This is a genomic window from Candidatus Manganitrophus noduliformans (genome assembly GCF_012184425.1).
GTDB classification, from domain to species: Bacteria; Nitrospirota; Nitrospiria; order SBBL01; family Manganitrophaceae; genus Manganitrophus; species Manganitrophus noduliformans.
The window spans coordinates 15,538-30,091 of sequence record NZ_VTOW01000002.1; the positions used below are offsets into that span (position 1 = coordinate 15,538).

16 protein-coding genes and 1 tRNA gene are annotated in these 14,554 nt (G+C 55.7%); 4 read left to right on the forward strand and 13 right to left on the reverse strand.

Annotated features, from left to right (window positions below):
- Positions 1 to 216: 216 nt before the first annotated feature.
- On the forward strand, positions 217 to 420 hold the full coding sequence (locus MNODULE_RS09360) for a hypothetical protein (RefSeq protein WP_168059280.1): 204 nt from the start codon (positions 217 to 219) through the stop codon (positions 418 to 420).
- 121 nt (positions 421 to 541) lie between these two features.
- On the opposite strand, the gene MNODULE_RS09365 is transcribed toward MNODULE_RS09360, so the two are convergent.
- Positions 542 to 958, reverse strand: coding sequence for a hypothetical protein (locus tag MNODULE_RS09365; RefSeq protein WP_168059281.1), 417 nt, complete (start codon positions 956 to 958; stop codon positions 542 to 544).
- Between the two features lie 141 nt (positions 959 to 1,099).
- On the opposite strand from MNODULE_RS09365, the gene MNODULE_RS09370 reads away from it, so the two are divergent.
- Positions 1,100 to 2,197, forward strand: coding sequence for a PRC-barrel domain-containing protein (locus tag MNODULE_RS09370; protein ID WP_168059282.1), 1,098 nt, complete (start codon positions 1,100 to 1,102; stop codon positions 2,195 to 2,197).
- Positions 2,198 to 2,362: 165 nt separating this feature from the next.
- Here the strand turns inward: MNODULE_RS09370 and MNODULE_RS09375 are convergent, their stop codons facing one another.
- From MNODULE_RS09375 to MNODULE_RS09390, 4 genes are read right to left on the reverse strand one after another with little or no spacing between them, the layout of a single operon-like run.
- On the reverse strand, positions 2,363 to 3,067 hold the full coding sequence (locus tag MNODULE_RS09375; RefSeq protein WP_238339426.1) for a site-2 protease family protein: 705 nt from the start codon (positions 3,065 to 3,067) through the stop codon (positions 2,363 to 2,365).
- 4 nt (positions 3,068 to 3,071) lie between these two features.
- Positions 3,072 to 4,949 (reverse strand): sodium-extruding oxaloacetate decarboxylase subunit alpha, encoded by a 1,878-nt coding sequence (gene oadA / locus MNODULE_RS09380; protein ID WP_181071020.1) that lies wholly within the window; start codon positions 4,947 to 4,949, stop codon positions 3,072 to 3,074.
- A gap of 8 nt (positions 4,950 to 4,957) precedes the next feature.
- On the reverse strand, positions 4,958 to 6,376 hold the full coding sequence (accC, locus tag MNODULE_RS09385; protein WP_168059283.1) for an acetyl-CoA carboxylase biotin carboxylase subunit: 1,419 nt from the start codon (positions 6,374 to 6,376) through the stop codon (positions 4,958 to 4,960).
- 24 nt (positions 6,377 to 6,400) lie between these two features.
- The gene (locus MNODULE_RS09390) at positions 6,401 to 8,350 is read right to left on the reverse strand and encodes an ABC transporter substrate-binding protein (RefSeq protein WP_168059284.1); all 1,950 of its coding nucleotides are present in this window, start codon (positions 8,348 to 8,350) and stop codon (positions 6,401 to 6,403) included.
- Between the two features lie 116 nt (positions 8,351 to 8,466).
- Between MNODULE_RS09390 and xerD the strand changes: the two genes are divergently transcribed.
- Positions 8,467 to 9,351, forward strand: coding sequence for a site-specific tyrosine recombinase XerD (gene xerD, locus MNODULE_RS09395; RefSeq protein WP_168059285.1), 885 nt, complete (start codon positions 8,467 to 8,469; stop codon positions 9,349 to 9,351).
- A 28-nt stretch (positions 9,352 to 9,379) separates the two neighbouring features.
- Here the strand turns inward: xerD and MNODULE_RS09400 are convergent, their stop codons facing one another.
- The 8 genes from MNODULE_RS09400 to MNODULE_RS09435 form a co-directional block, all read right to left on the reverse strand.
- Positions 9,380 to 9,760, reverse strand: coding sequence for a response regulator (locus MNODULE_RS09400; RefSeq protein ID WP_168059286.1), 381 nt, complete (start codon positions 9,758 to 9,760; stop codon positions 9,380 to 9,382).
- A 15-nt stretch (positions 9,761 to 9,775) separates the two neighbouring features.
- Positions 9,776 to 10,186, reverse strand: coding sequence for a hypothetical protein (locus tag MNODULE_RS09405; RefSeq protein ID WP_168059287.1), 411 nt, complete (start codon positions 10,184 to 10,186; stop codon positions 9,776 to 9,778).
- A 114-nt stretch (positions 10,187 to 10,300) separates the two neighbouring features.
- Entirely contained in the window at positions 10,301 to 10,816 is a 516-nt protein-coding gene (locus MNODULE_RS09410) for an adenine phosphoribosyltransferase (RefSeq protein WP_168059288.1), read from the reverse strand.
- A gap of 18 nt (positions 10,817 to 10,834) precedes the next feature.
- Positions 10,835 to 11,803 (reverse strand): sigma-70 family RNA polymerase sigma factor, encoded by a 969-nt coding sequence (locus MNODULE_RS09415; protein ID WP_168059289.1) that lies wholly within the window; start codon positions 11,801 to 11,803, stop codon positions 10,835 to 10,837.
- A gap of 63 nt (positions 11,804 to 11,866) precedes the next feature.
- Positions 11,867 to 12,148 (reverse strand): acylphosphatase, encoded by a 282-nt coding sequence (locus tag MNODULE_RS09420; RefSeq protein WP_168059290.1) that lies wholly within the window; start codon positions 12,146 to 12,148, stop codon positions 11,867 to 11,869.
- A gap of 40 nt (positions 12,149 to 12,188) precedes the next feature.
- Positions 12,189 to 12,265, reverse strand: a tRNA-Pro gene (locus tag MNODULE_RS09425).
- Positions 12,266 to 12,375: 110 nt separating this feature from the next.
- Positions 12,376 to 13,479 (reverse strand): alanine dehydrogenase, encoded by a 1,104-nt coding sequence (gene ald, locus MNODULE_RS09430; RefSeq protein ID WP_168059291.1) that lies wholly within the window; start codon positions 13,477 to 13,479, stop codon positions 12,376 to 12,378.
- Positions 13,480 to 13,587: 108 nt separating this feature from the next.
- Positions 13,588 to 13,923, reverse strand: a complete 336-nt coding sequence (locus MNODULE_RS09435) for a BolA family protein (RefSeq protein WP_202882171.1) — start codon at positions 13,921 to 13,923, stop codon at positions 13,588 to 13,590.
- 174 nt (positions 13,924 to 14,097) lie between these two features.
- On the opposite strand from MNODULE_RS09435, the gene MNODULE_RS09440 reads away from it, so the two are divergent.
- A complete protein-coding gene (locus MNODULE_RS09440; RefSeq protein WP_168059292.1) occupies positions 14,098 to 14,529 on the forward strand; it encodes an arsenate reductase ArsC in 432 nt (143 codons plus the stop codon).
- The last annotated feature ends 25 nt before the right edge of the window (positions 14,530 to 14,554 follow it).

Here is a 14,554-nt window from a genome sequence, read left to right on the forward strand (position 1 = left end):
GGTAGATGCTAGGGACGCACGTCCCCGGCGCCACCGAAACCCGGAAGCGCGGTTGCTGTAGCCGCTTTGAGATCGAAAGATCGCTTCCGGGTTTTTATTTTTAAGCCCATACCGCTCCCCCCTTCTTCAGCCTTAAAATCAGTTGAAAATTGTTGATGCCAAAGGGGGGTCTCTCTGTGTATAATGGCAGATACAAACAGTTTAAGGAGACCCAAAATGTCTGAAGAAAAGGGAAAATCCGAAAAGAAACAGGACGAGACGCAAGACAAGAAAAAGGAAGAGAAAAAGAAAGAAACCACCCACATCCCCCTTCGCTTTATCCGTAACAATAACGAAGAGCTCGAGGAAGATATGAAGGAAATCTTCGATGAGGATAAGGTGACCCACCGCCAGGGATCGAGCGAGCCCGAAGCCGACTAAATACATCCCCTCTGGAACGCCGAAGTCACCTATCTACTCTAATTATCTCTATTTATCTATTTATTTTTTTATTGCAACGGATCTTATCCTAAGCCCCCTTCTCCCCTACCCCTTGTTTGCTTTAAGCTTTATTTGCTACGATTAAATTACAAATAATTAAAGCGGATCTTTTCGAATTTCGGCAGGCGTTCGCATTTTCCTTCCGGTTTTGTCGGACTTGTCCGAATACCCCGCGGGTCAGTTTTAGCCCGGAAGGGCAGCGCACCCTGAAAGCTTGATGAGGTATAGAAATGATGGTAGAGAGGAGATTCTCTAATAACTCAGCCAGAGTAGCGATATCGTCCCTGCTCTTTTTACTGCTGTTTTGGACGACAGCGGCCTCGGCGCAGAGTGCCAATCCCCCGCCGACACAAACTCCACCCTCTTCCGTGGAAAACAGCACCCCGGGAGAAGGGATGGAAGGAAGCGCCCCCGCTGAACCTCCCCAGAGAAGTCGGGTCGACGGCTGGTTAAATCGTTCCGGCTCCGGACTTTTCATTTCACTGACCCCCTTTGCCACGGGGGTCACCCTGTTGGTTCTTTTGCTTATTATTTTACTGCCCTTTCTCATTCGGGCGGCATACAAAGGAGGGACGAGAGGCTATTTTAAAACCGTCCACACAGGACAGAGGAGGGTCGCATGATCTCAGGGAGAGAGTTAATCGGAATGCCGATTTTTTCCTTGGATCGCGGAGAAGAAATCGGGGAGGTCGAAAATCTGATCTTCGATCCGGATCAGAGAAAAGTAGTCGGGTTTGTTCTGGAAGAGGGGGGTCTTTTTCGATCCCCCGAGGTGATCCCCTTTGAAAGCATTGAGAGCATCGGCCCGGATGCGATTGTGTTAAAACGAAGCGCGTCCTTAGAAGCGCCCTCCGATGAGATCGATCCGAAACAGATCAAAAAAGAGGGTTTTAACTTGACGGGACGAAGGGTGATTTCCAACCGCGGACACGAGATCGGAACGGTGTACGATTTGGAGATCAGTGAATCGACCGGCGGCGTAACCGGAATTGAAGTAAGACGCGGCCTCTTCCAAGATACGGCCGAAGGGAAGAAACGGATCGATTTCGAATATATTGAGCAGATCGGAAAAGACGCCATCATCGTATCCGAGGCGGCCCTGGAGGCCCTTGCCGCCCAGAGAGGGGGACTCACGAAGACCTACGAGAACATGAAAGAGTCTGGGGCCTCCACTTATCGGAGCGTAAAAGAGTCGAGCGTCGAATCATTGGAAAGAGTCCGGGGCAGATCGGGAACCTTCGGCGCCACCGCACGAGAGAAGAAGGAATCGTGGGGAAAAAACGCTCAGGAGCGGATGGAAGAGATGCGGGAGCGGAGTCGATCCGGCCTCGACCGAGGGAAAAGCGAAGCATCGCGCTTTTGGGAGAACTTACGGACCGGTTTCGACCGCTTTCGGAGAAAGGCAGAGGACTATTTTAATTGGCTCCATAACCGGTTCCTGCAACGCCGCATCGATCAGGCGATCGGACGCCGGGTCAGCCGAACCATTTTAGATCCCTCTGACGATGTGATCCTCAACCAGGGAGAGATGATCACATACATCGCAATTCGACGGGCGAAGGAAGCAGGCGTTTTGGAAATTCTGCTCGATTCGGTCGTGAAAGAAAACATTTTCGCGCTCCGCCGTAAAGAGACCCAATCGGCCGCCGAGGAGATCTTCGCGAAGCGGCCTCCGCCGCCTGCGCAGACGGATGAACGGCTCCAGAAGAGCGCTTAATTCAAGGAAGGAGTTACAAATGGTATACGTATTGGCTTGGTTATTGGGGGTTCCGTTGAGCCTGATCCTGATTTGGCTGCTGCTGACAACCGTCTTCTAAGGAACTCGACCCGAAACGAAAGAGGCGGGCCGCGGCCCGCCTCTTTTTTTGCCGAGCCATTCTACCTATATCACCCACTCTCCGAAAATATATCCGGTGAAGACCGAAACAATCGGCCAGAAAAATCGCTGCATGATGCCGAACGGATCGATGAAGACGAGGACGATCAAAAGCAACATCCCATACGGCTCGATTTGACCGATCAGCCGCGACTGGCGCTCCGGCAAGATACCGACCAAAACACGCCCGCCGTCCAGAGGAGGGATTGGAATCAGATTGAAGACCATCAGAAGGATATTGATCGTGACCGAAAACCGAAGCATCAGAAGGAGGGGAACAAAAAACGCCGAGAGAAGCCCGTCGGAACTCCCGAAGTTTCCAACCCCGCCGAAGGCGGAAAGTTGGGGATAGATCAGGAGGATGGCCCGGTACAACACGCCGCTGATAACGGCCAGCAGCAGGTTCATTCCCGGACCGGCCGCCGCCACCCAGGCCATGTCGTGCTTCGGACGGCGGAGATTGAGGGGATTGACCGGAACCGGTTTGGCATAGCCGAAGATGAACCCGGTGGTCATAAACATAAGAAGCGGAATGATAATGGTTCCGAACAGGTCGGTATGAACCCAGGGATTCAGGGTGATCCGCCCCAGCATCCGGGCGGTCGAATCCCCTTTCTTATCGGCCACCCAGGCATGCGCAGCCTCATGCAGCGTCACCGCGAAGAGAAGCGGCAAGACCATAATCGCAATTTGCTGAATCGTTTGATTCAATACTTTAGTCCTTTTCCGTCCGGACTTCGACGAGCACCTCGTCCGGATTCACCCGATCTCCTTCTGAAACGTAGATCTCCTTGACCACCCCCGCGATCGGGGTGTGAACTTCGCTCTGCATCTTCATCGCTTCCACGATCAAGATCGTCTGCCCCGCTTTGACCTTCTCACCCAATTGAACCTTGATGCCGACCACCGCGCCGGGCATCGGCGTGGTCACATCCCCTTCATGGGCCGCCTTGGGCCGGGTCGATCGTCCCCCCGCTTTTGCATCGATCCTTCCCTCGGCGCTGGGAACCACCTCCAGGAGCGACTCGACCATCACCTCTTCGAGCAGCCCGTCGACATAAAGGAAATACGGCCGCCCCCCTTCCCCCGGATGCCCCATCCCGCCCACCTTCACATGAAACGTCTCCCCATGGACCTTGACATTGAATTCGCTGGGGGTGAGGAGAGGGGACGGGGGAGGCGGTATCGATTCGGTTTCCTTCTCGTTGGAAGGCGCTTCAAGCTTACTGCTAGGATCGTTCTTCTTGGCAAAAAAGTCAAGTGCGACCTTAGGAAAAAGGGTATAGGTGATAAGATCTTCGACGCCTTGAGAGATATCTTTGAGCTCCGCTTGGGAGCGGCTCAACTCCGGCTCGATCAAGTCGGCGGGGCGCCCCGTCACCACCTCTTCATCGCCGATCGCCCGTTTGCGGACCTCTTCATTAATTTCTCCCGACGGCTTTCCATAAAGTCCCTTCAAGTAATTTTTCGTCTCCGTGGTAATGACTTTATAGCGCTCCCCGGTCAGGACATTCAACGTCGCCTGCGTCCCGACGATCTGGCTGGTCGGGGTCACCAGCGGCGGATAGCCGAAATCCTTCCGAACCTTGGGGACCTCTTCCAACACTTCTTTCATTCGGTCGAGCGCCTTTTGCTCGGAGAGCTGGAGGGCGAGGTTGGACAACATCCCTCCCGGAACCTGGTAAATCATGACATGCGGATCGACGCCGGTGTAATCCGATTCGAAAGCCTTATATTTCTTCCGCACCGCTTTGAAATAATCGGCGATTTCGGCCAGCAGATTCAGGTCCAATCCCGGGTCGTGTTCGCTCCCGCGCAAGACGTGAACAATCGTCTCCACGGGGGGCTGAGAGGTTCCGGACGCAAGCGAAGAGATCGCGGTGTCGATGATATCGACCCCCGCCTCGATCGCCTTCAAGCAGGTGGAGAGGGCCATCGCCCCGGTGTCGTGGCTGTGAAGATGGATCGGCACGCCGACCTCCCGCTTCATCTTGCCGATCAGATCAAAGGCGGCGTAGGGGGAGAGAAGCCCCGCCATATCTTTGATGCAGATCGCATCCGATCCCATGTCTTCGAGCCGTTTCGCCATATCGACGAAGAGGCCGTTGCTGTGAAAAGGGCTGATCGTATAACAGAAGCTCCCCTCGATCTTGCCGCCGTATTTGGAGGTCGCCTTGAACGCCGTCTTCAGATTGCGAAGGTCGTTGAGGGCGTCGAAAATCCGAAGGATGTTGATTCCGTTGCCGATCGCGCGTTCTATGAACCGCTCGACCACATCGTCGGCGTAGTGGCGATAGCCGACGAGATTCTGCCCTCGAAGAAGCATCTGGAAGGGGGTTCGCGGCATCAACTTTTTAAGCTGCCTGATCCGCTCCCAGGGATCTTCCCGCAGATATCGGATCGCGGCGTCGAACGTCGCCCCTCCCCACATCTCCACGGCGGCATAGCCGACCTGATCGATCTTCGAGGCGATCGGGAGCATGTCTTCCGTCCGAAGACGCGTTGCGATGAGCGATTGATGGCCGTCGCGAAGGGTCGTGTCCATAATCCGGATCGGCTTCGGTTTCTGCTTCGGCTTCGAATTCGGCGCCATGGGTCTCCTTATCTTTTCGAATGGGCGGCGATCGCCGCGGCGATCGCGAGCATTTTATCCATTCGAAAATAATCGGCTGCAACGTTCAACTTGTCGAGGTGCGAATCGATATAGGTCGTATCGAAGTGGCCCGTCTGGAAATCGGGATCTTCCATGATCCGTTTGTAGAATGGGATCGACGTCTTCACCCCCCGGATGACATATTCATCGAGGGCGCGGCGCATCCGCTGCACGGCGCCATCCCAGGTGCGGGCCCGGACGGTCAGCTTGGCCAGGAGGGAGTCGTAATACGGGGGGACGACGTATCCCGCATAGACGTTTCCGTCGATGCGGATGCCGATTCCTCCCGGCGAGGAGTAGGCGGTGATTTTTCCCGGGGTCGGGATGAAATTTTTCTGCGGATCTTCGGCGTTGATCCGGCACTCAATCGCATGGCCTCTGAGGAAGACCTGCGATTGAGGGATGGAGATCGGCCTCCCGGCGGCGATCCGGATCATCTCCTTCACGAGATCGACCCCCGTAATCTCCTCGGTCACCGTATGCTCGACCTGGATCCGGGTGTTCATCTCGAGAAAATAATAACGCCGGCTCGAATCGACCAGAAATTCGACCGTCCCGGCGCTGGTGTACCCGACCGACCGCGCCGCCGCGATCGCCGCCTCCCCCATCTCCCGTCGAAGCCGCTCGTCCAATAACAACGACGGAGCGATTTCGATCAGCTTTTGATGTCTTCGCTGGATGGAGCAATCGCGCTCTCCCAGGTGGATCACGTTTCCTTCCTGGTCGGCGAGAATTTGAAATTCGATATGGCGGGGGGCATGGATATATTTTTCCAGGTAGACCGCTTCTTTCCCGAAAGAGGCCTTGGCCTCCGTCTGGGCGATCGGGAAGTGTCTTTTCAGATCTTCTCGATCTTTGCAGATTCGAAGGCCGCGTCCCCCTCCGCCGGCGGAGGCCTTCAGCATGACCGGGTAGCCGATCTCGTCGGCAAATCGGACCGCATCATTCAGCGATGCGATCGGCTCGATCAGGCCGGGAACGATCGGAACGCCGATCTCCTTCATCTTTTGACGGGCGGAAACCTTGTCCCCCATCGCCCGCATGGCGGCGGCCGGCGGTCCGATAAAGGTCAGCCCGCTCTCTTGGCAGGCCTGGGCGAACTCCGGATTCTCGGCAAGGAAGCCGTAGCCGGGATGGATCGCATCGACCCCCTTCTGCTTGGCCAGATCGATGATCCGGTAAATATTCAGATAGCCTTCGATCGGCCCCGGACCGACCAGGCAAGCCTCATCGGCTTTCCGGACATAGAGGCCGGTCGCGTCGGCCTCCGAGTGAATGGCGACCGTGGGGATGGAGAGTTCCTTGCACGCCCGTATAATCCGAAGCGCAATCTCCCCGCGGTTGGCGATCAGAACTTTTTTGAACATGGAGCCTCGCAAAGAATAAGCGACTTAATTCACCTGCACCAGCTTTCCCTTTTGCACCTGGATCAAGATCGGCTTCTTGAGGACCTCGCCGTCTCGGATTTCGGAAACCAGTCCGGAGACCCCCTGGAAATCTTTTGTATTTGCGAGCGCCGTCTTCACATCCCGCGAGGTCAGCGCCCCTCCTTCCAACGCCGCCAAAACCAAGCGGGCGGCATCGAATGCCTGCGCGGCGAATAAATCGGGCTCCTGTTGGAACTTCGCGCGATACTGTCCGACGAACTTGCGAACCATTGGATCGGGGCTTCCAGCGAAAAATCCGTCGATAAAGGTCGCTCCCTCCGCATAAGGGCCGACCAACTTCAGGAACTCGGGGGTGTTCCAGCCGCTGGTCCCCAACAAGGGGACGTCTTGGATGTTGTGAAAAACCAGTTGAGGAATCATCAATCCCGCCTTGCCGGCATCCCCCGGCAGGAAGATCGCATCGAAACCGGGCGTATAGGAGACCTCCCGCTTCCTCCTCCCCTCCTGCACGATCTCCACGACCCCGTCTTTCTTTAAATCGGCTTCTTTCAACCGCCGGATCGTCGCGGTAAAATCGGTCGCATCGACGGGATAGGGCTCGGCATGAACGACTTCGCCGCCGAGACGGCTCACCGCTTCGGAGAAACATCGGACCCATTCGGTCCCCAGCCCCTCCTTCGGGAAGAGGATGGCGAACCGCATCAGGTTCATCTGGGTGACCGCATACTCCGCGATGGAACGGCATTGAAAGCGCGCGGTGATCGCATTTCGGAAAACCGATTTGCCGAGGGAAGGGAGCCGCGCCGCCGTGGCGGCGGGAGTGATCAAGACCAGATCGGCCCTCTCCGCCACCGGCGCAATCCGATCGACCTCCCGGCTCAAAAGGGGCCCGACCATGGCGATCGGACGGAATTCATCGATCCATTCTTCCAGACTCTGCTGAGATCGGCTCCCATCTTCGTCCAGATCGCGGACGACCAGACCGACCGAGGCCCCCGGCAATGCTTCCTTGAATTGCTGCAACGCCAATTGAACGCCGTTCAACGCGTTGTTCCCGAACGGGGCCAGCTGGCCGGAGAGGGGAAGCGCCACGCCGAGCAGAAAACGGTGCGCCTTGATTTTCTCCCGTATCCGGCCGATCAACCGTCTCGCCTCTCCGGCAAAAAGGTGATTCGGGAATACGGAAAGGAACCGCTTAATCTCCCGCTCCTCGCGGTAGTAGTCTCCCCGGCTGTCGTAGATCCCGATGAGCCGAACCATCGCCTCGTCGGCCGGGAAAGCGGACCCGTATTCCTTCAAGACCATCTGAAGTTCTTTCTCCGGAAGTTTTTCCCTCAGGATCGAGGTAATCGCTTCCCGCACCGCGCCGCTCGCGACCGGATCGACGATCAACTCCTTCTTCTTCATCAAGACCCGAAGCGCCTCCAGGAATTCATTCCGATCGAGATAAGCCTGGGCGACCTGCTCGTAAATCAACATCTTGGAAGATTCCTGATCGGGAAGATCGATCCAGAGGTCCATCGTCTCCCTCAGATCACCGAGCATCAGATAGAAATCGCTTAACTGGAGACGGGCCGTATCGGCCCGAGGATGTTTCGGGAATCGATCGAGGATCGTCTTCAAAGCATCGATCGCCCGCTTCATCTCCCCCCGTTTGGAATAGAGTTGCCCCAGAGCGAGATAAACATCCGGGAGAAGCGTGCTGTCCGGAAATCTCAGGACGAACTGCTCGAAAGAAGGAAGCGCCGCCTCCGCATTGCCGGACGCGGCGGCAGACGCCGCCTGATCAAAAAGCGCTTTTTCTTCCGGGGAGATAGGAGGGACGGCGCCGTCGAGGGGGGCGCTTTGATTCGACGCGGGAGGCAGATCGGCGCGAGAAGAACCTTGCCCCATCCCGGCGGGAGGGAATAGAAGGAGGAGAACCAAACTCAAAAAAAAACTTCGTTTCGCCAATCAGACGCGCTCCTTAAAGGGGGAGGGAAGGAACATCCCCTCCAGGGAAATTTCTTGATGATAGAAGAATTGATTCACCTTGTCAAGAATCTGAATTTCCGATAGAATCTCCGCAAATGGATACGCTGATCGATCGATTTCTCAATCATCTCTCGGTTGAAAAGGGACTCTCTCCCAATACCCTCTCCGCCTATGCTCAGGACCTTCAAAAACTGGTTGAATTCGTCGAGCAAAAAGGAATTTCGGGGCCGGACCGAATCGAGCGGAAGGAGATCCTTCTTTTCCTCTCCGACCTGAAGCGGCGCGCCCTCGCGGCCGCTTCGACCGCGCGCATCCTCTCGACCCTCCGGACCTTTTTCCAATTCTTGATCACGGAGGGGGTCCTCCAACAGGATCCTTTCGCGCATATTCACTCGCCACGCCAGGCGTTCCGCCTGCCGAAGGTGCTCCATCCAACCGAGGTCGAAGCGCTCCTGAACTTACCTAAGGGAGACAATCCGATCGGACTCCGGAACGATGCGATGATCGAGCTTCTCTACGCCACCGGACTGCGCGTTTCCGAACTGGTCTCACTGCCGATGGGAGCCATCAATTTGGAGGCCGGGTATCTGATCGCCTATGGCAAAGGGTCCAAGGAACGATTGGTGCCGATCGGAAAATGCGCCCGGGAAAAACTCTCGCGTTATTTGATCGCGCGGCCGCTCCTCCTTAAAACAAAGACCACGGCCTTTCTTTTCATCAACCGGTCCGGAAAGGGAATCAGCCGGCAGGCCTTCTGGATGCAGTTAAAAGAGACGGCGCGAAAAGCCGGCATCCGAAGATCGATTACGCCGCATATGCTTCGCCACTCGTTCGCCAGCCATCTGTTGGAAGGGGGGGCCGATCTTCGATCGGTGCAGATGCTCCTGGGACACGCCGATATCTCCACCACGCAGATCTACACCCATGTGGCGCGGGAGCATTTGAAAAGAACACATCAGAAAACACATCCCAGAGGTTAGTCAGAAAGCGGAATTGGAAGGTAAAACTTTATTTAGGCAGGCACTGAGAGACGTGGAAGAGAAGCTCTTCGGGAGGCAATGACTTATCGATGAATCCCGCCCCGCCGAGTTTTTTTATTTCATGCACCGCATCAAGGTCCTTGTGAGTGCCGGTGATCACCAGGATCGGCGCATCCTTTGCAAGGTTTCCCGCTTCGATGATCCGAAGGAGCTCAAAGCCGGTCAGCCCGGGCATCTCCAGATCCATGAGAATCAAATCGAACCGCTCATGACCGAGCCGTTTGAGCGCTTCGGTCCCGTCAGCCGCTTCTATCACTTCATAGCCGTCTTTTACAAGAATCTCGGAGAGATTCTTCCGGACGGTCTGTGAATCATCGACGACAAACACCCGCTTCCTGGATGCGCCCATCTTTACTCCATCATATTATTCAATCGTAATATTCAGAGCCAACTCTCCAATGTTTGCACTTCCGGCAACACAAGTACCGCCACTCTGGCTGGTTACGGTTAAGGTTGTCGAGTCAGGAATAGAAATTTCACAGGTCACATTGACGGTCGGGCTATTCGTATCGGTCACTCGGACGGTGTAATTGCCTCCGACAGGAACGCCGGAGATACTATAAGCGCCAAGACTGGATGATTCGACGGTGTCACTCTTGTTCAATTCGGTGATCGCCACTTCTCCAGACGTTGCAGGGTTTCCCTGCCCTCCCTGTGTGGTTCCCTGCGTTAAAATTCCCCGCAGGATGATCGTGACATCATCGTTGTCCCGGCCCCCCCCTCCGCAACCTGATATACTAACCATTAAAAACAAAAAAAAGGCCAATCTTTTCATGGTACTTCCCCCTTTCCGGTTAAAGAATAGCACAAAAGCGTAAATATGCAAGGGATAAGAGCGAGCGGAGTTTTGGAATGAATGCTAAAAGGCAAGCAGGATTGCGCGGAATACCTATTCGTAGGAGATGAGCGCGGTGATCGGAATCCCCTTCAGCTTGTCCCGGCCTTTTAATCCTAACAGCTCGATGACAAAGGCCACCCCCTCAATATCTCCCTCGAGTTGGCGAACCAGATTCACCGTGGTAAGGATCGTCCCGCCGGTCGCCAACAGATCATCGACGATGAGGACCCGTTCTCCCGGAGAGATGGCGTCCCGATGGATTGCCAGACCGTCCGAACCGTACTCTAGTTTATACTTCTCTTCTATTTTATCGGAGGGAAGTTTTCCAGGTTTCCGGACCGGAATCAGGCCGGCCCCCAGCCGCTCGGCGAGCGGCGCGCCGAAGATAAACCCGCGCGACTCGATCGCCACGACTTTATCGATCTTTTTGCCGATGAAGGGGGCCGCCAACCGGCGGAGCACCTCTTGATAAGCGACCGGCTCCTTCAAGAGGGTCGTGATATCGTAGAAAAGAATCCCCTCTTTCGGAAAGTTCGGAACCTCGCGAATTTTTGATTTTAAATCCAATGTCCTCTCCTCGATCCTTTAGAGAATTTCATCCGGTCCGATCGTCTTCTCGGTGATGATGGTCCGGAGCTTCCGAAGCGCGCTCGACTCGATCTGCCGCACCCGCTCGCGCGTCAACCCAAAAACCTTGCCGATCTCTTCGAGGGTATGCGGCTCATCCCCCTCCAGCCCGAATCGAAGGACGATCACCTGCCGCTCATTGTCCTTCAGCAACGACATCCAGCGGAGAATGTCCTCCCGCCTCCGGACCCCCTCCGCCTTGGTGATCGGCGAAATTTGGCTGGTATCTTCGATAACATCCCGGAGGGCCGTTTCCTTGTTCGCGGCGATGGGGCTGTCGAGAGAGTAGGTCTTCCGGAGCAGCTGCTGGATGTGATCGACATCTTCCGGATGGATCTTCATTTTCTTCGAGATCTCATCCGTCTGAGGCTCCCGGCCGAGTTCCTGGACCAGATCTTCGACGTGCGAGAGATAGTGATTGACCCGCTCCACCACATGAACCGGAAGGCGGATCAGCTTGCTCTGATTGATGATCGCCCGCTCGATCGACTGGCGAATCCACCAGGAAGCGTAGGTCGAGAAGCGGAAACCTTTTCGATGATTATATTTTTCGACCGCCTTGATCAGGCCGATGTTCCCTTCTTCGATAATGTCCGAGAAGGGAAGGCCCCGATTCATATACCGCTTGCCGATACTCACCACCAGCCGAAGGTTCGACTCGATCATCCGTTGACGGGCCGCCTCATCCCCCTTGGCGATTTTTTTGGCGAGCATAACCTCTTCTTTAAAAGTCAGCAGGGTCGAGCGGCGGATGTCTCGGAGATAGGTCTTGACCGCATCGGCGGGCGGGGCATAACGGTCTTCTTCCTCTTCATATTCGGCCGCGGGAGATTCTTCCGTTTCGGAAAAGCCCTCCCCATCGGACTCTTCGTCCGATTCCTCGCCGTCGATGTTCTCTTTCTCCTGCTCTACCCACTCTTCGCTCATGGCCTATCCTCGTCGAAGTTTTTCTTTCATTATAGTAGAAACAAAGGAGAAGACAAGCAGAATTTAAGATCGAATGGAGAACGCGTGAAATCGGTTCGAGGAAGGCCCCCAGGAGATGTCGACCGCAGTCACCTTCGATCGCGGCGGACCCTGCCGGAGGGATTGAACAAGCTCTTCAATCTTGGCCCTCTCCCCTTCTACTTCGATCTCCACCCGGCCGTCCGCCAGGTTTCGGGCATATCCCTTTAGCTGAAGGTCCGCGGCGCGCCGTTGCGTGAAATCCCGATATCCGACCCCCTGGACCTTCCCGCTCACATAGATGTGAATCGATTCGATCTGCGGCATAAGAAAAAGGACGATCGGTAACGATCGTCCCCTATGAAAATGGTCGGGGCGAGAGGATTTGAACCTCCGACCCCACGGTCCCGAACCGTGTGCGCTACCAGTCTGCGCTACGCCCCGATACTACTAGAGAACTATTTTCCATTTATCATTTTCCATTGATCATTTGTCAATTGAATATCCCTTTCCAGAATGGAAAATGAAAAATAACAAATGGAAAATGGCAAATCTTACTTTATCTTTTCAGCCTTCATCCCGAAGACTTTCGCCACCCCGGGATGGACCACCTTGCCGTCGTGGGTGTTGACGCCGGCCGCCAGGGCCGGGTCGGCTTCGATCGCCCGCTTGAAGCCGAGCTGCGCCAATGCTTCAAGATAGGGGAACGTCACCCCGGTCAACGCGAAGGTCGAGCTCCTCGGCACCGCTCCCGGCATATTCGTCACACAGTAGTGCAGGACGCCGTCGACCTCGTAGACCGGCTCCGAGTGGCTCGTCGGTCGGGAGGTTTCGAAACAGCCCCCTTGATCGATCGAAACATCGACCACCACCGACCCTTTTTTCATCTTGGAAACCATCTCCCGAGTCACCAGATGAGGGGCTTTGTCGGCCGATCGGGCCACCGCTCCGATCACCAGATCACTCGCCGCGACCTGCTCCGCGATGACATCATGGTACGGAGGGAGGGTCACCACCTGTCCTCGAAAGAAATCGTCGAGATAGACCCGCCGCATGGCGTTTTCATCGATCACGGTGACCGACGCTCCAAGTGCGAGGGCGACCTGCGCCGCATTCTTCCCGACGACACCCCCCCCGATCACGGTCACCCGTCCCTTTTCCACCCCGGGCACGCCGGAGAGGAGCAGTCCCATCCCGCCCGCTTGCTTTTGCAGATACTGGACGCCGACCAGGACCGACATCCGTCCCGCGACTTCACTCATCGGCCGGAGAAGAGGACGGCTGCCGTCGGCCGACTCGATCGTCTCATAAGCGATCGACGTGACCTTTCCTTTGAGCAATGCCTCCAACAGCGCAGGGTTGGCCGCCATATGGAGATAGGTAAAAAGAAGTTGGCCGGGATGAAAGAGCCCATATTCACTCGGGAGCGGCTCTTTCACCTTGACGATCAGGTCTGCCTGATCGAAGAGCGACCCTTTCGATGTAACGATCTCGGCCCCCGCGCTCCGGTACGCGGCGTCGGGGATTCCGCTCCCCTCCCCGGCCCCGGCCTCAACTAGGAATTGATGGCCTTCTCGGTAAAGGGCGCCGACGCCGGCGGGGGTGACGCCGACGCGATATTCGTGATCTTTAATCTCTCTCGGTACGCCGACTTTCATCTTCTGGACGCGTACCCTAACAGTTTTGCTCAAAAAAGTCAATCGATTCGAGAGGAGAACGTAAATGCCGCCGATGAATATTTTGTCCCCCGACGGGGAGATGGCCGATTAGGTCGCCCCCTTCCACTCGCCCGGCGTCGCCGCCTTGATCGTAAGGGCATGGATCTCTTTTCCCATCTCGTCCTGCAAGGCGGAGAAGACCATCCGGTTCCGATTGAGAAGGGAGATTCCATCAAAACGGTCGGAGACGACCTGCAAAACGAAATGCCCTCCCCCCGCGGCCGCCCCCGCATGCCCGGCATGTTTCCAGCTCTCATCGATGACCTCGACGAAGGTCGCCCCCAATGATTCCTTCATTTTCCGCTCGATCTTTTGCCGTGTTGCCTCACTGGCGTCGCTCATTGCGCTTCCCCCATCCGACTGAGATTTGATCGCCGGCATCATAACATATCGACCTCCTCTCCTTCTACCCGGTCCGCAAGGATTTCACTTGACCCTGGTTGAAAACCACGTTATCTTTGACCAGGATCATCAAGGGGATTGATGCGGATCACCTTCGCAATTCGGTAAGGCAGGGGTCGTTCAGTCCCTTCGTTTAATCATCAATATAGGACCGGCATGAAAAAAATTTTATTTCTCTGTGCGAGCAACGCCACACGAAGCCAGATGGCGGAAGGGATGGCGCGCAAGGCGCTCGCCGACCGTTTTGAAGTTTACAGCGCGGGAATTCAACCGATCGCAATGCACCCGCTGGCGGTCAAAATCATGAATGAGATCGGGATCGATATTTCCGGGCAAAAAAGCAAATCGATCAACGACGTTCCCTGGAAAGAAATGGACATGATCGTCACCCTCTGCGGCACCTCTTCCAAAAGCCTTCCCACGCTCCCCCCGACGATTGAGCGATTGCACTGGCCCGTTCCCGATCCGGTGACAATGACCTCCCACTATGGTTTCAAGAGTTCGGCGGAGGGAAAACAGATCGCCTTCAAGGAAGTTCGCGACATGCTTCAGAAGCGGATGGAAGAATTCGTGCAAGAACATAAATAACGAGGGTGTAGGGCGTTCCCTATCA